The sequence below is a fragment of the Streptomyces sp. NBC_01433 genome (genome assembly GCF_026340105.1).
Taxonomy (GTDB): domain Bacteria; phylum Actinomycetota; class Actinomycetes; order Streptomycetales; family Streptomycetaceae; genus Streptomyces.
On the sequence record NZ_JAPEPM010000001.1, the window covers coordinates 1,962,326 to 1,980,521 of the forward strand.

General features: G+C 70.0%; 18 protein-coding genes. 15 read left to right on the plus strand and 3 right to left on the minus strand.

The window, feature by feature from the left end:
* Positions 1-16 precede the first annotated feature (16 nt).
* On the plus strand, positions 17-706 hold the full coding sequence (locus tag OG413_RS08875; protein ID WP_266804078.1) for a hypothetical protein: 690 nt from the start codon (positions 17-19) through the stop codon (positions 704-706).
* Positions 707-801: 95 nt separating this feature from the next.
* Here the strand turns inward: OG413_RS08875 and OG413_RS08880 are convergent, their stop codons facing one another.
* Both OG413_RS08880 and OG413_RS08885 read right to left on the minus strand, forming a co-directional pair.
* Entirely contained in the window at positions 802-999 is a 198-nt protein-coding gene (locus tag OG413_RS08880; protein WP_266804079.1) for a DUF397 domain-containing protein, read from the minus strand.
* Between the two features lie 10 nt (positions 1,000-1,009).
* Positions 1,010-1,861: a helix-turn-helix transcriptional regulator gene (locus OG413_RS08885; protein WP_266804080.1), complete on the minus strand. Its 852-nt coding sequence runs from the start codon at positions 1,859-1,861 to the stop codon at positions 1,010-1,012.
* 249 nt (positions 1,862-2,110) lie between these two features.
* Here OG413_RS08885 and OG413_RS08890 point away from each other — a divergent pair, with 249 nt between their 5' ends.
* The gene (locus OG413_RS08890) at positions 2,111-2,563 is read left to right on the plus strand and encodes an ATP-binding protein (protein ID WP_266804082.1); all 453 of its coding nucleotides are present in this window, start codon (positions 2,111-2,113) and stop codon (positions 2,561-2,563) included.
* Positions 2,560-2,736 (plus strand): hypothetical protein, encoded by a 177-nt coding sequence (locus OG413_RS08895; protein ID WP_266804084.1) that lies wholly within the window; start codon positions 2,560-2,562, stop codon positions 2,734-2,736. The genes OG413_RS08890 and OG413_RS08895 overlap by 4 nt, the downstream gene beginning before the upstream one ends.
* A 166-nt stretch (positions 2,737-2,902) precedes the next feature.
* Here the strand turns inward: OG413_RS08895 and OG413_RS08900 are convergent, their stop codons facing one another.
* On the minus strand, positions 2,903-4,720 hold the full coding sequence (locus OG413_RS08900) for a bifunctional UDP-sugar hydrolase/5'-nucleotidase (protein ID WP_266804086.1): 1,818 nt from the start codon (positions 4,718-4,720) through the stop codon (positions 2,903-2,905).
* 224 nt (positions 4,721-4,944) lie between these two features.
* On the opposite strand from OG413_RS08900, the gene OG413_RS08905 reads away from it, so the two are divergent.
* From OG413_RS08905 to pstB, 12 genes are all read left to right on the plus strand, one after another.
* On the plus strand, positions 4,945-6,015 hold the full coding sequence (locus OG413_RS08905; protein WP_266804088.1) for a YhcG family protein: 1,071 nt from the start codon (positions 4,945-4,947) through the stop codon (positions 6,013-6,015).
* Positions 6,016-6,050: 35 nt separating this feature from the next.
* Positions 6,051-6,974 (plus strand): mycothiol synthase, encoded by a 924-nt coding sequence (gene mshD, locus OG413_RS08910; protein ID WP_266804089.1) that lies wholly within the window; start codon positions 6,051-6,053, stop codon positions 6,972-6,974.
* Positions 6,975-7,067: 93 nt separating this feature from the next.
* Positions 7,068-7,478 (plus strand): GntR family transcriptional regulator, encoded by a 411-nt coding sequence (locus OG413_RS08915; protein ID WP_266804090.1) that lies wholly within the window; start codon positions 7,068-7,070, stop codon positions 7,476-7,478.
* A complete protein-coding gene (locus OG413_RS08920; protein WP_266804092.1) occupies positions 7,475-8,377 on the plus strand; it encodes an ABC transporter ATP-binding protein in 903 nt (300 codons plus the stop codon). The genes OG413_RS08915 and OG413_RS08920 overlap by 4 nt, the downstream gene beginning before the upstream one ends.
* A complete protein-coding gene (locus tag OG413_RS08925; protein WP_266804094.1) occupies positions 8,374-9,405 on the plus strand; it encodes an ABC transporter permease in 1,032 nt (343 codons plus the stop codon). The genes OG413_RS08920 and OG413_RS08925 overlap by 4 nt, the downstream gene beginning before the upstream one ends.
* Positions 9,406-9,749: 344 nt before the next feature.
* Positions 9,750-11,996, plus strand: a complete 2,247-nt coding sequence (locus tag OG413_RS08930) for an RNA degradosome polyphosphate kinase (RefSeq protein ID WP_266804096.1) — start codon at positions 9,750-9,752, stop codon at positions 11,994-11,996.
* Positions 11,965-13,011: a CHAD domain-containing protein gene (locus tag OG413_RS08935; RefSeq protein WP_266804098.1), complete on the plus strand. Its 1,047-nt coding sequence runs from the start codon at positions 11,965-11,967 to the stop codon at positions 13,009-13,011. The genes OG413_RS08930 and OG413_RS08935 overlap by 32 nt, the downstream gene beginning before the upstream one ends.
* Positions 13,008-13,508, plus strand: coding sequence for an NUDIX hydrolase (locus OG413_RS08940; RefSeq protein WP_266804099.1), 501 nt, complete (start codon positions 13,008-13,010; stop codon positions 13,506-13,508). Before OG413_RS08935 ends, OG413_RS08940 begins: the two co-directional genes overlap by 4 nt.
* A gap of 334 nt (positions 13,509-13,842) precedes the next feature.
* A complete protein-coding gene (gene pstS / locus OG413_RS08945; RefSeq protein ID WP_266804101.1) occupies positions 13,843-14,982 on the plus strand; it encodes a phosphate ABC transporter substrate-binding protein PstS in 1,140 nt (379 codons plus the stop codon).
* Between the two features lie 216 nt (positions 14,983-15,198).
* Positions 15,199-16,194 carry a phosphate ABC transporter permease subunit PstC gene (pstC, locus tag OG413_RS08950; RefSeq protein ID WP_266804103.1) on the plus strand — a complete coding sequence of 332 codons (996 nt, stop codon included), beginning with the start codon at positions 15,199-15,201 and terminating at the stop codon, positions 16,192-16,194.
* On the plus strand, positions 16,191-17,276 hold the full coding sequence (gene pstA / locus OG413_RS08955; RefSeq protein WP_266804105.1) for a phosphate ABC transporter permease PstA: 1,086 nt from the start codon (positions 16,191-16,193) through the stop codon (positions 17,274-17,276). Before pstC ends, pstA begins: the two co-directional genes overlap by 4 nt.
* A gap of 42 nt (positions 17,277-17,318) precedes the next feature.
* Positions 17,319-18,095: a phosphate ABC transporter ATP-binding protein PstB gene (gene pstB, locus OG413_RS08960; RefSeq protein ID WP_073720503.1), complete on the plus strand. Its 777-nt coding sequence runs from the start codon at positions 17,319-17,321 to the stop codon at positions 18,093-18,095.
* Positions 18,096-18,196: the final 101 nt, after the last annotated feature.

Here is an 18,196-nt window from a genome sequence, read left to right on the forward strand (position 1 = left end):
TGGAGAGACTGTCGCCATGACCGCGCATCTCATCTCCGTGATCGGAAGCAGCCCCGGCGTCGGCAAATCCACCCTGTGCCGTGCAGTGGCCGACTGGCTCACCGACGCCGGCGCATCGGTCGACCATTTCGAGGAGGCCGACGTTCTCACGCGACCGGCCTTCCGCCCCGTCGCGGAGGAGTTCGCCGGCGGAGCCGCCGGTGTCCGGCCCGCGACCCTCGTCGCGTGCACCCGGGCCTACGTCGAGGAGTCACTCGGGTCAGGCAAGGACCACCTGGTGACCGACGCCCTCCTGCCGTTCGTCCCGTCCCTCGTGGCATGGGGCCACGACGAGAACACGCTCATCCACGTCATGGCCGAACTGACCCGGGCCGTGGAACCCGCCGAGGTCACGGTGGTGTACGTCCACGACGACCCGGACACGGCACTGCGACGCGCCGTCGACCGGGAAGGCGCCGCCTGGGAGGACTGGTACGTGGCCAGACTCGCCGGTTCCCCCGGCACCCGGGCTGTTCATGACCTCGCCTCGGCCGCCGCGCACCTCCGCTACGAGGCGGACCTGACCCGCCGCCTCCTCGCACGGACCCCCTGGCACCTTCTGACCGTGGAAGCCGGAGTCCTCAACGCCCAGGAGGCCTTCGCCCACACCCGGCGCCACCTGGCGGAGGCGCTGGGGCTTCCCGAGGGGACATCCCCGCAGCAGTAGCCGCCGACGGGCAGGGAAACAGCACCCACAACCGAACGGGCGGCCACCCACCTGCGCCGGTAGGAGACCGCCCGAAGCGAACGCGACCCGGCCGACTAGGCCAGATCGTCGAACTCGCCGCCCTTCGCACCACCCAAGAACGCCCGCAGCTTGGCACGCGTGGTGCGGATGACGACTTCGGGGTTGTCGCTCTCACGCATCAGGATCTCGCCACCGACCTCGGCGAGCTCAAGGCAGTCAGAGCCTTCGGCATTGGAGGATTTCGAGGATTTGCGCCACTGAATTTCCAACATTCTCACGCCTTCATACTTGTTGTGCGATTTGGCGAATGAAGTCCCGCGAGCTCACCGGATCAAGCGACTTCTCTTCGGTCCGGTCCAGAGCGACTCGCCAATTCTCCAGACTCGTCTCGGAATCCAGAAATCCCGACCCGGTCGACGTGTCCGTCTGCACCGTGTCCAGCTGCGGCACCACACCGTAGAGGTAGTGTGCCGAACTGCTCGCGTACGGGAAACCGCCTGCCGCGAACGGGATCGCACGAACGGTGACGTTCTCGCGTTCCGACTGCCTCATCAGGTAGTCGAGTTGACTGCGAGCCACCGTGGCACCGCCATACGTCATGCGCAGTGCGGCCTCATGAATGAGGAACGTGCACGAGCCCAGGTCGTCCCGATCGAGCACGTCGCGGCGCCGCAGCCGATGCGACAACTGGCGCCGCTGACGGGCAGGGCTCGGGGGCGGCACGCTCTCGCCGAAAACCGCACGCGCGTAGTCCTCGGTCTGGAGCAGGCCGGGCATATACATGATCTGCACCGACCTGATGGCCACCGCATGGTGCTCCAACTCGGCCAGGTCGGGAGCGTCGCTGGTGAGGTGGCTCCGGTAATCCTCCCACCAGCCGCTTATGCGCTCGGTAGCCATGTCGGCCAGCGCATCGACATACACGTCGTCGGGACATCCGTAGTGACCGGCCCACGCTCGCACCCGCTCGGCACTCACGCCGAACCTTCCGGATTCGACGTTACTGATAGTGGTGCGATCGGTGCCCAACATGGCCGCCGCCTCGGTGAGCGACAGGCCAGTGTGCTCACGGATCCGACGCAACTCAGTACCCAGGCGGCGCTGTCGTGCCGTGGGCGCCTTCCTCGATGGCATCGACCCTCCTCTTGTCGGACCCCATTGTGGCCCCTGGCTACGACCCTACCCAAAGGGGCGAATGCTTTACGGATTCACGTCTAACGCGTTAGACGATGCGCTACGGTGCTCTCACCACGCGCTACACGTCGGCAAGCCCGAAGTGCAGCCGCACAGGCGTGCGTTGACTGCTGCGCCTGTCCAGCCATCGCCACGGGGCGACGCGCAGCGCACACGCTCGGAGACACCAGACCGTGTGGGGAGAACGACATGACCGCCACCGCCACAATTCCCGTTCCCATCAACCCGCTTGGCGGGGAGAGCTACCGCCTCACCCTTCCCAGCACCGCCAACGCCGCCAGGATCGCGCGGGACTTCGTCGGTTCGTTGCTGCGGGTGAGCCGACATCTCAGCCTTGTGGACGACGCACGCCTCTGCGTCTCGGAGGTGGTCACCAACGCACACCGGCACACCCGTACGTCACTGATCCGCGTCCATGTCGCGGTCAACCGGAAGCGGGTCACCGTCTCCGTCGCGGATGAGGAGGCCTGCGCCGGGAACGTGCTCGCCGCCCTGCGGTCGGGGCCGGAACACGGCGGTGGACGCGGCCTGTTGCTGGTGGAGAGCCTCGCGCTCGCGTGGGGCACCAACACGCTGGACGGCCGCCTGCCGGGGCACAAGGCCGTCTGGTTCACGCTGGGCCGGCCCGATCCGCAGCCGTGACGCCTCCCGTACCCTGCGGCGGTGTACCGCACTGGGACTTCGTGGTCGTCGCCGTCGTCCTCGGCGCGCTCGCCGCGGCGCTGGCCTTCGTGCCGGTACCGCGTACGCGACCGGAAGACGCGGCGGGAGGGCGCGGACGACGGCCACCGCGTGGGCGGGACGCTTCCGGCTGAAGGCCGTCGCAACAACGCGATCCCAACGCCTACGAGCACCTGGTCGAGCAGGGCCGCATCGAGAGCGGCGGCGTACGGAGACCAAGAAGGTGGGGGCGGCCGGCCTTCCGGCCCACCGCCCCCACCCTCGTACTCACGCACTCATGCGGTCACCCGCGTCACGGGGTCACTTGATGATCGTGATCCGGTCCGTGGCCGGCGGGGCCAGCGGGGCCGTCGCCGTGGAGTGGGCCGCCAGGTAGGTGTTGAACACGTCCAGGTCGGACGCGCCGACCAGCTTGTTCGTGCCCTGGCCGAGGGCCGCGAAGCCGTCGCCGCCGCCCGCGAGGAACTCGTTCATCGCGACGCGGTAGCTCTTCGCCGGGTCGATCGCCGCACCGTCGAGCTTGACGGTGTCGGTGACCACGCGGGCCGCGCCCGTCTTCGTCATGTCCAGCGTGTAGGTGAGGCCCTTGGAGACCTGGAGGATCTTCGGGCTGGCCTCGTTGGAGCCGCTGACCTGCTGCCGAAGGGCCTCGACCAGCTGTGCGCCGGTCAGGTCGACCACGTTCATCATGTTGGTGAACGGCTGAACGGTGAACGCCTCGCCGTACGTCACCACCCCGTCGCCCTCACTTCCGGACGCCTTGTGCACCAGGTCCGAGCGGATGCCGCCCGGGTTCATGAACGCGATCTGGGCGCCGCCCTTGTCGGCCGGGGCCAGGCCCTCCAGCTGGGCGTCGGCGATCAGGTTGCCGAGCGGCTTCTCGGGGGCCGTGGAGCCGCGGCCGTTGATGTCGGCGGTGATCCAGCCCTGCGGCCTGTTGGCTATGGGAGCCGCGAGGGCGTTCCAGCGGGCGATCAGCCTCGTCATGTCGGTGGCCTTGGACTGGTCCCGGCTGACGACGTGGTTCGCGGACTTCACCGACGTACGGACGATGTCCTTGGTGCGACGGTCGTAGGTGAGCGTCGTGTCGGTGTAGACCTTGCCGAACGAGGACGCCGAGGTGACCATGCGGGGCTTGCCCGCCGGGTCGGGGACGGTGCACACGTACGCCTGGTGGGTGTGGCCCGTGACGAGCGCGTCCACCTTCGGCGTGATGCCCTTGGCGATGTCGACGATCGGCCCGGATATGCCGTCACCGGCGCCGGGGCTGTCGCAGTCGTAGTTGTACGAGGTGGAGGCCGGGGCCCCGCCCTCGTGGATCAGCGCGACGATCGACTTGACGCCCTTGCGGTCCAGTTCCTTGGCGTACTTGTTGATCGTCTCGATCTCGTCGTGGAACTTCAGGCCCTTGACGCCGTTGGCCGTGACGATGTTCGGGGTGCCCTCCAGGGTCACTCCGATGAAGCCGATCTTGACGCCGTTCTTCTTCCACACCGTGTACGGCTTGAGAAGCGGCTTGCCCGTCTTCTCCTTCGTCACGTTGGCCGCGAGGTAGGGGAAGTCCGCGCCCTTGAACTTCTTGCCCTTCTCGTAGCAGCCCTCGGCCGGGTGACAGCCGCCGTTCTGGAGGCGGGCCAGCTCGGTGGCGCCCTCGTCGAACTCATGGTTGCCGACCGACGTGACATCGAGGTCGAGGCCGTTCAGCGCCTCGATCGTCGGCTCGTCGTGGAAGAGCCCCGACAGCAGCGGGCTCGCGCCCACCATGTCGCCGCCCGCGGCCGTGACGGAGTAGCGGTTGCCCTCGCGCGCCTTGCGCAGCGAGGTGGCCAGGTACTCGACGCCACCGGCCGGAACCGACTTCACCGTGCCGTCGGCCTGCGTCTCGGAGACCGTGCCCGCGGAACCGGCCGGGGGCTCCAGGTTGCCGTGGAGGTCGTTGAAGGACAGCAGTTGCACGTCGACGGTGCGGGGCTTGTGCCCGTGGCCGTGACCGTGGCCGTTGCCCCGGTCCTGGGCGCCGGCCGGCAGCGCGGCGACGAGCGCGCCCACGGTGGCCAGCCCGGCTGCGGCGGCGAGCACCCGCCGGGACGCACGGTTCTTCTGCGGAGTCGCTGACATCGGTCCCCTTGTGAGTTCAGCGGGAGGGTTGGGAAGTGGTCAAAAGTCTGAATCCTGCCTGCCGCAGCCTAGAGTCAACGCGCGTAGCGCAACAGGGGCTTTCGGGTTACGAGCTGGTTGCCCTTGAGGCCGCACGGAGGACCTAAGGGTGCATATAACTCGTTTGGCTTACATATGCAGGCAGAAACGTCACGGCACGCACGTGTGGCGCAAGCCTGTACGGCATGGACAGCGAACTCACGGCCAAGGCCGTCGTACCGGGCGCACGGACGTCGGACCTGCCGCCGGGCTTCAACGAGATGGTCGACCAGCTGAAGTCGATCGTGCGGGGCGCTCATGTGCGCGCACAGCTCAAGGTCAACACCGAGATGCTGCTGATGTACTGGGAGATCGGGCGGACGATCCTGGAGCGGCAGAGCGGGGAGCGGTGGGGGACGAAGGTCATCGACCGCATCGCCACCGAGCTGCGGACGGAGTTCCCGAACCAGCGGGGGTTCAGCCGCAGCAATCTCCACTACATGCAGCAGATGGCGCGGACCTGGCCCGGCTCAATTGTCCAACAAGCTGTTGGACAATTGCCCTGGGGCCACATCGTCCTCCTCATGAGCAAGTGCAAAACCCGCTTTGAGCTGGACTTCTACGCCCAGCACGCGGTCCACCACGGCTGGTCCCGGGACGAGCTCGGCTCGATGATCCACACGGAGTTCCACCTCGCCCAGGGCGCTGCGGCCAACAACTTCGACGTCAGCCTGCCCGACACCTCCGACGCGGTGAAGCGGATCCTCAAGGACCCGTACCGCCTCGACTTCACCGAACTGGGCGGCCGGCCGGCCGAGCGGGAACTGGAGGACGCACTCGTCACCCACCTGATCCGGTTCCTGACGGAGCTGGGCGTCGGGTTCGCCTTCGTCGGGCGTCAGTACCCCGTCGTGGTGGGCGACAGCGAGTACCGCATCGACCTGCTCTTCTACCACTGCAAGCTGCACTGTTACGTCGTGCTGGAGCTCAAGACCCAAAAGGCCCGGCCCGAGCACTTCGGGCAGCTCGGGTTCTACGTGGCGGTGGTGGACGACCTGGTCCGGGACAAGGAACGCGACGAGCCCACCATCGGCATCCTCATCGCGGAGAGCCGCGACCGGGCCATGGTCGAGTACGCGCTGCGCGGCTCCAACCAGCCACTGGCCGTCAGTACGTACGCCGGTCTGCCCGAGCGGGTCCGCGGGCTGCTGCCCAGTGCCGAGGATCTGTCGCGGATCGCGGATCAGGTGCTGCACGCCCCGCCCGAAGCCGTGTGACCCGCCTCGAAGCCGTCCGCCGTACGCTCGTACGCATGACGACTGATGTGCCCCTCCCCGCCCCCGGACGCGAGATTCAGACCCTCGACGCGCTCGACCCCGCGCAGGCCGAAGCCGTCCTCGACCTGCTCGGCGAGGCGGCCCGGACCGATGGCAGGCAAGCGGTCTCCGAGCAGGGGCGGCTCCGGCTCCGGGGCGGACACCGCGTGGGCGTGCGCCACCTCCTGCTCACCGCCGGCGGCACCCTCGCCGGGTACGCCCAGCTGGAGGACACCGACCCCGTCGAGGCCCCCGCCGCCGAACTCGTCGTACACCCCGCCCACCGGGGCCACGGGCACGGGCGGGCCCTGGGCGCCGCCCTCCTCGCCACGACCGGGAAGCGGCTGCGGGTGTGGGCGCACGGCGGTGGGTCCGCCGCCCGGCATCTGGCCCAGGTCCTCGGCCTCTCCCTCTTCCGCGAGCTGCGCCAGCTCCGGCGCACGCTGATCCCCCTCGGCCTCGCCGACCCGGTCCTGCCCGAGGGCGTCACCGTCCGCACCTTCGTGCCCGGACAGGACGACACCGCCTGGCTCGCCGTGAACAGCGCCGCCTTTGCCCACCACCCCGAGCAGGGCTCCCTGACCCAGCAGGACCTGGACGACCGCGAGGCCGAGTCCTGGTTCGACCCGAAGGGCTTCTTCCTGGCCGAGCGCGGGGGCGAGATCATCGGCTTCCACTGGACGAAGGTGCACGCGCAGGAGCAGCTGGGCGAGGTGTACGTCGTCGGCATCAGGCCCGACGCGCAGGGCGGCGGCCTCGGTAAGGCGCTCACCGCGATCGGGCTGCGCCACCTGGCCGCCGAGGGGCTGCCCACCGCGATGCTCTACGTCGACGCCGACAACACGGCGGCCGTGACGGTGTACGAGCGGATGGGTTTCACCACCCACGAGGTGGATCTGATGTACCGCACGGAGTCCTGACCTGGCCTCATTTCCCCCAGGGGCGGCGTCACTTGACGCCGCCCCTTCTTTGCGCCACCCTTTCACTACTTAATTAGTGAAAGGGTGGTGAACATGGCAGAGTCCGCAGCGGTCGAGTTCCGCATCGACCGGCGCAGCGGCGTCGCCACCTACCTCCAGATCGTCCAGCAGACCAAGCAGGCCCTACGGCTGGGCGTACTGGAACCGGGCGACCGGCTGCCCACCGCACGGGAGGTCGTCGAGGCCACGGCCATCAACCCGAACACCGTGCTCAAGGCCTACCGCGAACTGGAGCGCGAAGGGCTCGTGGAGGCCCGGCGCGGGCTCGGCACCTTCGTGCGCCGGACCCTCGGCGGCACCGCGGCCGACACCGAAGCGCCGCTGCGCGCCGAACTCACCGACTGGGCCCGCCGGGCCCGGAAGGCCGGGCTGGAGAGGGACGACGTGAGCGCCCTCTTCACCGCCGTACTGGACAGCACATTCAAGGGGGACCAGCACGCATGACTGGCGCTGCGATCGAGGCGGACGGCCTCGGAATGACGTACGGGCGCGGAAGGCAATGGGCCCTGCGCGACTGCACGTTCCGGCTGCCCGCCGGACGGGTCTGCGCGCTCGTCGGGCCCAACGGGGCCGGCAAGTCCACGCTGCTCGCACTGGCGGCGGGACTGCGCGCACCGGGTGCGGGCACCCTGCGCGTCCTGGGCTCGTCCCCCGCCGAGGCCCGCGACCGGATCGCGTACGTCGCCCAGGAGAAACCGCTGTACCCGCAGCTCACGGTCGCGGACACGCTCTGGGCGGGCGGCGAACTGAACCCCGCCACCTGGGACCGGGACACCGCCGAACGCGTCGTCGGGGACCTCCCCCGTGACGCCCGGGTCCGTTCGCTCTCCGGCGGCCAGCGCACCCGGCTCGCCCTGGCCCTCGCGCTCGGCAAGCGGCCCGAACTGATGCTGCTCGACGAGCCGATGGCCGACCTCGACCCGCTCGTCCGCCACCGGCTGATGGGCGTCCTGATGGCCGAGGCCGCCGAGCACGGCACCACCATCGTGCTGTCCTCGCACATCCTCACCGAGCTGGAGGGCGCCTGCGACTACCTCCTGCTCGTCGACGGCGGGCGGGTCCGCCTGGGCGGCGAGACCGAGGACCTCGTCGGCGCGCACGCCCTGCTCACCGGCCGGGTCCGCGATCCGGCCCCGCACACCGTCGTCGAATCCCGCACGACGGGACGTCAGCTCACCGCGCTCGTAAGGAAGGAGGGCCCGGTGGACGACACCGCCTGGGACATCACGGAACCCTCGCTGGAGGAACTGCTGCTGGCACACCTCCGCGCGCCCGACGCCCCGCCGCTGCTCACCCCCAGCGCGACGGCCCACACCTCCCGCGAGGCGGTGACCTCGGCATGAGCACCCTCACCCAGCACGGACCCGGCGCCCGCGACGGCGCGCGCGAAGCTCCCCGCACCGGCGCGCCCACCGAGGGCCTGCGCGGTTCCGTCCGCGTCCTGCTCCGCACCCACCGCCGCTCCCTCCGGACGGCGGGGGCACTGCTCCTGCTCGGCGTCGCCGCGGTCGTGGCGCTGCGGATCTGGGTCGCGGTCGCGGCCTCCGATGAGCGCTGCCCGGACGGGGACACCACCGTGTGCGGGGATGACCTCTACGGGCCCACCAGCGCCCGCATCAACACCCAGACGTTCCTCGCCGACGGCGGCACCGTGATGCTGCTGCTCGCCGCGCTCCTCGGCGTCTTCGTCGCGGGCCCGCTCATCGCCCGTGAGCTGGAGAGCGGCACCTTCAAGATGGCCTGGACCCAGTCGGTCGCCCCCGCCCGGTGGCTGACCGTGCGCCTCGCCGTCCCGGTCGTCCTGGCCACGGCCGCGACCGCCGTGGTGGTGCCCGTGTACCGCTGGGGCTGGATGGCCCTCCAGCCCGACCGGTTCGCCTGGGGGCTGCGCTGGTACGAGAGCGCCGTCTACCCGGGCAGCGGCCCGGTCACACTCGGGTACGCCCTGCTGGCCGTGGCTCTCGGCGCGCTCGTCGCCGTACTCGTACGCCGCACCCTCCCGGCCATGGCGATCACCGCGCTCCTGGTCGGCGCCGTCGCCCTGACGATGACGCAGCTGCGCGAGCACCTCTGGCCGATCGCCCGGTTCTCGGGGGAGCGGAACCCGGACGACTTCTCCTGGTTCATCGACTCGGGCATGCTGACCGCCACAGGCAAGGCGGTGTACTGGAACGACTGCACCCCCGAGGAGATGCCCGGCGGGGACATGACCGTGTGCATGCGCGGGCGCGGCGGCGTCACCCCGTTCACCGATGTCCACCCCTCCTCCCATTTCTGGCCGCTCCAGCTCGTCGAGACCGGCATCCTGCTCGCCCTCGCCGCCCTGGCCGTGTTCGTGGCCTTCCGGGTGCTGCGCCGCCTGCACGGCTGAGGAGAGCGCCCACTGGCTCCGCGCGCCCACCGACTCCGCGCGTCTGTCCTGGCCCCACGGGGGGGAGGGCCCGGACAGACGCGCGTACGGTGCGTCCGAGCCCCACCGGCAGGCACACCGCATCCTGCATGTCATGTCGCCGTTACCGGCCATTCAGACACTCTTGCGACCCTCACGGGATGCAGCCAGCTGTGCCCACCCCCCGCAACGGGAGAGTCCCCCGGAAGGAACCCGGGAGAGCACCCGGAACAGCGCGCGGAACCGAACCCGGCTTCCCCGGTCCCTCCGCGATCTTTCCCGGCTCCGACGAGCCTGGAGGGCCGTACGCGCGGAACAATAGGTACATGAGCCAGCAGCCCAGCTCCGAGGTCCCCGTCCAGCCCGCCCAGCCGTCCGTCGGTTCCCTCGCCGCGCACCGGCCGCATGCCACCGCCTCGTCCCGCAACGTCGGCTTCTCCACCGCCGCCGACCTGGATCCCGACCTCGACGCCGACGCGGACGCGTACGAGCCCGACCGGGACGGCGACGAACTTCCCCAGGGCCGTTTCCTCGACCGGGAGCGCAGCTGGCTCGCCTTCAACGAACGCGTCCTCGAACTGGCCGAGGATCCGACGACACCGGTACTCGAACGGGCTAATTTCCTCGCCATCTTCGCCTCGAACCTGGACGAGTTCTTCATGGTCCGGGTGGCCGGACTCAAGCGCCGTATCGCCACCGGCGTCGCCACCCGCTCCGCGTCCGGGCTGCAGCCCCGCGAGGTCCTCGAACTGATCTGGACCCGCTCGCGCGAACTCATGGCCCGGCACGCCGCCTGCTACCAGCAGGACATCGCGCCCGCCCTGTCCGACGAGGGCATCCAGCTGATCCGCTGGCCGGAGCTGACCGAGAAGGAACAGGCCCGCCTGTTCACCTTCTTCCGCCAGCGGGTCTTCCCGGTCCTGACCCCGCTGGCCGTCGACCCGGCGCACCCCTTCCCGTACATCTCGGGCCTCTCGCTCAACCTCGCCGTCGTCGTACGCAATCCGGTCAGCGGCCACCGCCACTTCGCGCGCGTCAAGGTGCCGCCGCTGCTGACCCGCTTCCTGGAGGCTTCCCCGCAGCGCTACGTCCCCATCGAGGACATCATCGCCGCGCACCTGGAGGAGCTCTTCCCGGGCATGGAGGTCCTCGCCCACCACATGTTCCGGGTCACCAGGAACGAGGACCTGGAGGTCGAGGAGGACGACGCCGAGAATCTCCTCCAGGCCCTGGAGAAGGAGCTCATGCGGCGCCGCTTCGGCCCGCCGGTCCGGCTGGAGGTCGAGGAGTCCATCGACCCGTACGTCCTGGACCTGCTGGTCCGCGAGCTGAAGGTGTCCGACGCCGAGGTCTACCCGCTGCCCGGCCCGCTCGACCTCACCGGACTGTTCGCCATCGCCTCGCTGGACCGGCCGGAGCTGAAGTTCCCCAAGTTCATCGCGGGCACCCACCGCGATCTCGCCGAGGTCGAATCCGCCTCCGCGCCCGACATCTTCGCCGCCCTGCGCGAACGCGACGTCCTGCTGCACCACCCGTACGACTCGTTCTCCACCTCCGTCCAGGCGTTCCTGGAACAGGCGGCGGGCGACCCGGACGTGCTCGCGATCAAGCAGACGCTGTACCGGACCTCCGGCGACTCCCCGATAGTGGACGCCCTGATCGACGCGGCCGAGTCCGGCAAACAGGTCCTCGTCCTCGTCGAGATCAAGGCCCGCTTCGACGAGCAGGCCAACATCAAATGGGCCCGCAAGCTGGAGGAGGCCGGCTGCCATGTCGTGTACGGCCTCGTCGGGCTGAAGACCCACTGCAAGCTCTCGCTCGTCGTCCGCCAGGAGGGCGACACGCTGCGCCGCTACTCCCACGTCGGCACCGGCAACTACCACCCCAAGACCGCCCGGCTGTACGAGGACCTCGGCCTGCTCACCGCGGACCCGCAGGTGGGCGCGGACCTCTCCGACCTGTTCAACCGGCTCTCCGGCTACTCGCGCCGCGAGACCTACCGCCGGCTGCTGGTCGCCCCGAAGTCCCTGCGCGACGGACTGATCACCCGTATCAACAAGGAGATCGCCCACCACCGCGCCGGGCGCCCCGCCTACGTCCGCTTCAAGGTCAACTCGATGGTCGACGAAGCGATCGTGGACGCCTGCTACCGGGCCGCGATGGCGGGAGTGCCGGTCGACATCTGGGTACGCGGGATCTGCGCGATCCGCCCCGGCGTCACCGGCCTCTCCGAGAACATCCGGGTCCGCTCGATACTGGGCCGCTTCCTCGAACACTCGCGGGTCTTCTCCTTCGGCAACGGAGGAGAGCCCGAGGTGTGGTTCGGCAGCGCCGACATGATGCACCGCAACCTCGACCGCCGGATCGAAGCACTGGTCCGGGTCACCGACCCCGCCCACCGCGCCGCGCTCAGCCGGCTCCTGGAGACCGGCATGGCCGACACCACCGCCTCCTGGCACCTGGGTCCCGACGGCAACTGGACCCGGCACGCCACGGACGCGGACGGCCAGCCGCTGCGGCACGTACAGGAAATGCTCATTGATGCCCGGAGGCGCCGGCGTGCGACGCCCTGACCACCAGACGACGACGCGGGACCCCGCGGACCTGAGCGCGGAGGCGGTCCTCGCGCCCTACCTCCGGGCGCAGGCCGCGGACTTCCTGCGCAGCCTGCGCCTGCACCGCGAGCACAGCGCCCCGACGGACCCCGGTCCCCGGGGAGCCGACGCGGCCGCGAGCGCGCTGCGCCGGTCCGCCCGCCGGATCAGCGGCTCGCTGCACACCTTCCGGGGGCTGCTCGACCCGGTCTGGGCCGACCAGCTCCGTACGGAACTGGCCTGGCTCTCCGGCACGCTCGCCCGCGAGCACGCCTACTCCACCCGGCTCGTCCGGCTGCTCGAAGCCCTGCACCAGCTCTCGGGCGCCGCCCTGCCCACGGCACGCTCCTCCGGTGGCTCCGCCACGGCTCCGGCATCCGCGTCCCCGGCCGCCCCCGGCCAGGAACGGGCCGCGCTCGGCGTCGGGACGGCACGGGCCGGGGCGCTCCTGGAACGCCAGCTGACCCTGGCCCGGACCCGCGCCCACTCCGCCGCCCTCCAGGCGCTCGGCTCCTCCCGCTTCCACGCGGTCGCCGACGCCGTCGCGCTGCTGGCCTCCGAGGTCCCGCTGGCGGCGGGGGCCACGGGTCCGGCCGCCGAAGCCCTCCTGGAGTCGGCCGAACGGGCCGAGCAGCGGCTGCTCGGTGCGGTGGCGGCGCTGCCGCCCGACGCGACGGCCGAGCCCTACAACGAGGCGCAGGACGCGCCCTGGCACCAGGCCCGCCTGCTGTTGCGGCTGCACCGGTACGCCCACGAGGTGGTGCTGGGCGCGCCCGATCCGGTCCTGGCCGGGGCGGGGAACGCCCTCGATCGGCACCGGGACGCGGCGGAGGCGGCAGCGGCGGCGGCAGCGGCGGCCCGCACCCCGCGGATCGCCCCGGCGACGGCGTACGCCCTCGGGGTGCTCCACGCGGACCAGCGGCACGAGGTGGAGGCGGCACGCGGGGTGTTCCGGGAGACCTGGCCGTACGCGGCGGCCGCGACCGCACCATGAGCGGCACGGGGTCCGTACCGGACGGTGCCGGTGACCGCGACGCTGACCGCGACCGCGCGGCGGGCTACGCGGGGTCGGTGCCGGACCCGGCGCCCGTGCTGGCCGCGGGCTGCGTGCTGTGGCGCCGGTCCCCGTACGACGGTGGGCCGGAGATCTGTCTCGTACACCGGCCGAAATACGACGACTGGTCGTTCCCGAAAGGGAAGCTGAAGCGGGGCGAGGCGGCGTTGGACGGTGCCCTGCGCGAGGTGCTGGAGGAGACCGGCCACCACTGCACCCCGGGGACCCGGCTCCCGACGTCGCGGTACGTGGTCAATGGCCGGCCCAAGGAGGTCACGTACTGGGCGGCCGAGGCCACGAGCGGTGCCTTCGCCCCCAACGACGAGGTGGACCGCCTCGCCTGGCTCTCCCCCACGGCGGCGCGCAACCGCCTGACCCGCCCGCGGGACCGGGACCAGCTGGAAGCGGCCCTCCCGGACCTCCTCCCGCGCGCCTGACCGCCCGCCGACCACGCGCCCGGCCCCGCCCGACCACGCGCCCGGCCCCGCCTGACCGCGCCCCAGGTCACCCCGCTGATCACCTCCCAGGTCACCCGTCCGGTCACCTGCCAGGTCACCTCCGTGGTCACCCCTCGGACCGGCTCATCGTGGCCCGCCCCCCGCCTGCCCGACACGGTTCACCTTCCGTTCACTCCCTTCCGTGGGCCGCTTCACCTGTTCTGCCTAATTTCGGACGTACACGGTGCGCGGCGCCAAGCCGCAACACCGATCCTCATCGCACGCCGTCGTAGAACGAACAGACCACGGCGGCTCCTGGAAGGAACACCCGAAAGTGAAGCTTCAGCGCAAGAACCGGCTTCGTGCCACCGCGCTCGGTGCCCTCGCCGTCTCCGGCGCCCTGGTCCTCACGGCGTGCGGTTCGGACAACAACAGCGGCGACGGCAGCACCGGCGGCAGCGGCGAGAAGACGAGCGCGGCGTCGAACATCAAGTGCGACGACGCCAAGGGCCAGCTGCGCGCATCCGGCTCCAGCGCACAGAAGAACGCCATGGACCTCTGGGTCAAGAACTACATGGCCGCTTGTTCCGGTGTGGAGATCAACTACAAGTCCTCCTCCTCCGGCGAAGGCATCATCGCCTTCAACCAGGGCACCGTCGGCTTCGCCGGCTCCGACTCGGCGCTGAAGCCCGAAGAGGTCGCCGACTCGAAGAAGACCTGCAAGACCGGCCAGGGCATCAACCTCCCGATGGTCGGCGGCCCGATCGCGGTCGGCTTCCACCTGGAGGGTGTCGACAGCCTCACGCTGGACGCCCCCACGCTCGCCAAGATCTTCGACAACAAGATCAAGAAGTGGAACGACCCGGCGATCGCCAAGCTCAACGACGGCGCCAAGCTCCCGGACAAGGCCATCCAGGCCTTCCACCGCTCCGAGGACTCCGGCACCACGCAGAACCTCGGCAAGTACCTCGGCGCCGCGGCCCCGAGCGACTGGAAGTACGAGGCCGAGAAGAAGTGGCCGGCCCCCGGTGGCCAGGCCGCGTCCGGCTCCTCCGGCGTCGCCGCCCAGGTGAAGCAGGTCGACGGCGCGATCGGTTACTTCGAGCTCTCCTACGCCGCCTCGCAGGACATCTCCACCGTCGACATCAACACCGGCGGCGCCGCCCCGGTCAAGGCCACCTCGGAGAACGCCTCCAAGGCCATCGCCGCAGCCAAGGTCAAGGGCACCGGCAAGGACCTGGCGCTCGACCTGGACTACACCACCAAGGCCGAGGGCGCCTACCCGCTGGTCCTGGTGACGTACGAGGTCGTCTGCGACACCGGCAACAAGGCCGACACCCTCGGCACGGTCAAGTCCTTCCTGACCTACACCGCGTCCGACGAGGGCCAGAAGGTCCTCTCCGAGGCCGGCTACGCCCCGATCCCCGCCGAGATCAACGCCAAGGTCCGCGAGACCATCGGCAGCCTTTCCTAACCGAACGGCACACCGGCAACACCCGCACCACCTGCGCCACACGCACCACCCGGCAGGCCGGCCCGGCGCACCCCTCCGGACCGGCCCGCCACCCCCTCTCCACCAGCAACGCCAGCAACGCCAGCAACACCGCAACACCAGCCCCATCCGCCCCACTCCATCCGGTGCACCGCCGCCAGGGGAGCGCACAGCTCCCCCACACAGACCGGAAAGACCATGGCTTCCACCACACCGATAGACACGCCACCGGCCCCGCCGGTCCGGCGAACGCCCCCCGCCAAGTCCACCGGGCGCGCCGGCGACAAGATCTTCCTGGGCCTCTCGCGGGGTTCGGGCATTCTGCTGCTCGTGCTCATGGCGTCGATCGCCGTGTTCCTCAGCTACCGCGCCGTCCTGGCCGTCTCGAAGGACGAAGGCAACTTCCTCACCACCTTCGACTGGAACCCGGCCGGTGACCCGCCGGTCTTCGGTATCGCGGTCCTGCTCTTCGGCACCGTCGTCAGCTCGATCATCGCGATGTTCATCGCGGTTCCGATCGCTGTCGGCATCGCCCTCTTCATCTCGCACTACGCGCCGCGCAAGCTGGCCGCACCCCTCGCGTACGTCGTCGATCTGCTCGCCGCCGTACCGAGCATCGTCTACGGCATCTGGGGCGCACTCGTCCTCGTGCCGTACCTGGAGGGCCTGAACCTCTGGCTCGACCAGTTCTTCGGCTGGACGTACATCTTCGAGAAGACCGAGGTCGGCGTCGCCCGCTCGCTCTTCACCGTCGGCATCCTGCTGGCCATCATGATCCTGCCGATCGTGACCAGCGTCAGCCGCGAGGTCTTCCTCCAGGTCCCGAAGATGAACGAGGAAGCCGCGCTCGCCCTCGGCGCCACCCGCTGGGAGGTCATCCGCCTCTCGGTGCTGCCCTTCGGCCGCTCCGGCGTGATCTCCGCCTCGATGCTGGGTCTGGGCCGGGCACTCGGCGAGACGATGGCCGTCGCCACGGTCCTGTCGCCGAGCTTCCTGATCTCGCTGCACGTGCTCAACCCGGGCGGCGGGACGTTCGCCCAGAACATCGCCGCGAAGTTCGACGAGGCCGACGCCTTCGGACGCGACGCCCTGATCGCCTCCGGCCTCGTCCTCTTCATCCTCACCCTGCTGGTCAACGGCGCGGCCCGGCTCATCATCGCCCGCCGCAAGGAGTACTCGGGGGCCAACGCATGAGCCACGCACCTACCAGTGTCGAGGAACGCCCGAAGCCCGTGACGACGACCGCGCCGAAGAACAGCCTCAGCAGCCGGACCCTGCCCCGCCTGGCCCCGCTCGGCTTCGCCGCCGTCGCCCTCGCCCTCGGCGTCGGCATCGGCGTGGCCGCCGGCTGGCACAGCCGCACCCAGTGGGGGCTGATCTCCGCCCTGCTCTTCCTGGTGATCTCGTACGTGGCGACCACCGTCGTCGAGAACCAGCGCCAGGCCAAGGACCGCCTCGCCACCAGTGTCGTGTGGGTCTGCTTCCTGATCGCCATCGTCCCGCTCGCCTCGCTGCTCTGGACCACCGTCAGCCGCGGCGCGGAGCGTCTGGACGGATACTTCCTGACCCACTCCATGGCCGGAGTGCTCGGTTCCGAGGCCAGCGGCGGTGTCTACCACGCGCTGATCGGCACCCTGGAGCAGGTCGGTATCGCCACGGCGATCTCCGCCCCGATCGGTCTGCTGACCGCCGTCTACCTGGTGGAGTACGGCAAGGGCGCCCTCGCCAAGGCCGTCACCTTCTTCGTCGACGTGATGACCGGTATCCCGTCGATCGTGGCCGGTCTCTTCATCCTGTCGATCATGCTGATGGCCGGGCTCCAGCCGTCCGGCCTGATGGGCGCGCTGGCCCTGACGATCCTGATGGTCCCGGTCGTGGTCCGCTCCACCGAGGAGATGCTCAAGCTCGTCCCCAACGAGCTCCGCGAGGCGTCCCTCGCCCTCGGCATCCCGAAGTGGCGCACCATCCTGAAGGTGGTCCTGCCGACCGCGATCGGTGGCATCACGACCGGTGTCATGCTCGCCATCGCCCGCATCGCCGGTGAGACCGCCCCGATCATGCTGCTGGTCTTCGGCAGCCAGCTGATCAACCCGAACCCCTTCGAAGGCGCTCAGTCCTCGCTCCCCTTCTACATCTGGGAGCAGTACAAGATCGGCGAGCCCGCCGCGTACGACCGTGCCTGGGCCGCTGCCCTGGTCCTGATCGCCTTCGTCATGATCCTCAATCTCGTGGCCCGCGGCATCGCCCGCTGGAAGGCCCCGAAGACCGGTCGCTGACGCGGCCACCAGCGACCTCCCGAAAGAAGCAGTGATCTGATCATGGCCAAGCGCATCGACATCAGCGGACTGACCGCCTACTACGGCAGCCACAAGGCCATCGAGGACATCTCGATGACCGTGGAGCCCCGCTCCGTGACCGCCTTCATCGGCCCGTCCGGCTGCGGCAAGTCCACCTTCCTGCGCACCCTGAACCGGATGCACGAGGTCACCCCCGGCGGCCGCGTCGAGGGCAAGGTGCTGCTGGACGACGAGGACCTCTACGGCTCGAACGTCGACCCCGTCACCGTGCGCCGCACGGTCGGCATGGTCTTCCAGCGCCCGAACCCGTTCCCGACCATGTCGATCTTCGACAACGTCGCGGCGGGCCTGCGCCTGAACGGCGGCTACCGCAAGAACGAGCTGAACGACACGGTCGAGAAGTCCCTGCGCGGCGCGAACCTCTGGAACGAGGTCAAGGACCGCCTCAACAAGCCCGGCTCCGGCCTCTCCGGCGGCCAGCAGCAGCGCCTGTGCATCGCCCGCGCCATCGCGGTCGAGCCGGACGTCCTGCTGATGGACGAGCCGTGCTCCGCGCTCGACCCGATCTCGACCCTCGCCATCGAGGACCTGATCGGCGAGCTGAAGGAGCGCTTCACGATCGTCATCGTGACGCACAACATGCAGCAGGCGGCCCGTGTCTCGGACCGCACGGCGTTCTTCAACCTCTCGGCGGTGGGCAAGCCCGGCCGCCTCATCGAGATAGACGAGACGGAGCGGATCTTCTCCAACCCGTCGGTCCAGGCGACGGAGGACTACATCTCCGGCCGCTTCGGATAACCCACAGACGGCCTTGCGGTGCTGCATGGCGGTGCCACCACAAGGCAAAAGGGTCCGCCCCCGCTCTCCGGAGAGAGAACGGGGGCGGACCCATATGACTA

Coding starts and splice junctions, on each gene's coding strand:
- OG413_RS08875 (WP_266804078.1), top strand. CDS start 17: ATGACCGCGCATCTCATCTCCGTGATCGGAAGCAGCCCCGGCGTCGGC.
- OG413_RS08880 (WP_266804079.1), bottom strand. CDS start 999: ATGTTGGAAATTCAGTGGCGCAAATCCTCGAAATCCTCCAATGCCGAA.
- OG413_RS08885 (WP_266804080.1), bottom strand. CDS start 1,861: ATGCCATCGAGGAAGGCGCCCACGGCACGACAGCGCCGCCTGGGTACT.
- OG413_RS08890 (WP_266804082.1), top strand. CDS start 2,111: ATGACCGCCACCGCCACAATTCCCGTTCCCATCAACCCGCTTGGCGGG.
- OG413_RS08900 (WP_266804086.1), bottom strand. CDS start 4,720: ATGTCAGCGACTCCGCAGAAGAACCGTGCGTCCCGGCGGGTGCTCGCC.
- OG413_RS08905 (WP_266804088.1), top strand. CDS start 4,945: ATGGACAGCGAACTCACGGCCAAGGCCGTCGTACCGGGCGCACGGACG.
- mshD (WP_266804089.1), top strand. CDS start 6,051: ATGACGACTGATGTGCCCCTCCCCGCCCCCGGACGCGAGATTCAGACC.
- OG413_RS08915 (WP_266804090.1), top strand. CDS start 7,068: ATGGCAGAGTCCGCAGCGGTCGAGTTCCGCATCGACCGGCGCAGCGGC.
- OG413_RS08920 (WP_266804092.1), top strand. CDS start 7,475: ATGACTGGCGCTGCGATCGAGGCGGACGGCCTCGGAATGACGTACGGG.
- OG413_RS08925 (WP_266804094.1), top strand. CDS start 8,374: ATGAGCACCCTCACCCAGCACGGACCCGGCGCCCGCGACGGCGCGCGC.
- OG413_RS08930 (WP_266804096.1), top strand. CDS start 9,750: ATGAGCCAGCAGCCCAGCTCCGAGGTCCCCGTCCAGCCCGCCCAGCCG.
- OG413_RS08935 (WP_266804098.1), top strand. CDS start 11,965: ATGCCCGGAGGCGCCGGCGTGCGACGCCCTGACCACCAGACGACGACG.
- OG413_RS08940 (WP_266804099.1), top strand. CDS start 13,008: ATGAGCGGCACGGGGTCCGTACCGGACGGTGCCGGTGACCGCGACGCT.
- pstC (WP_266804103.1), top strand. CDS start 15,199: ATGGCTTCCACCACACCGATAGACACGCCACCGGCCCCGCCGGTCCGG.
- pstA (WP_266804105.1), top strand. CDS start 16,191: ATGAGCCACGCACCTACCAGTGTCGAGGAACGCCCGAAGCCCGTGACG.
- pstB (WP_073720503.1), top strand. CDS start 17,319: ATGGCCAAGCGCATCGACATCAGCGGACTGACCGCCTACTACGGCAGC.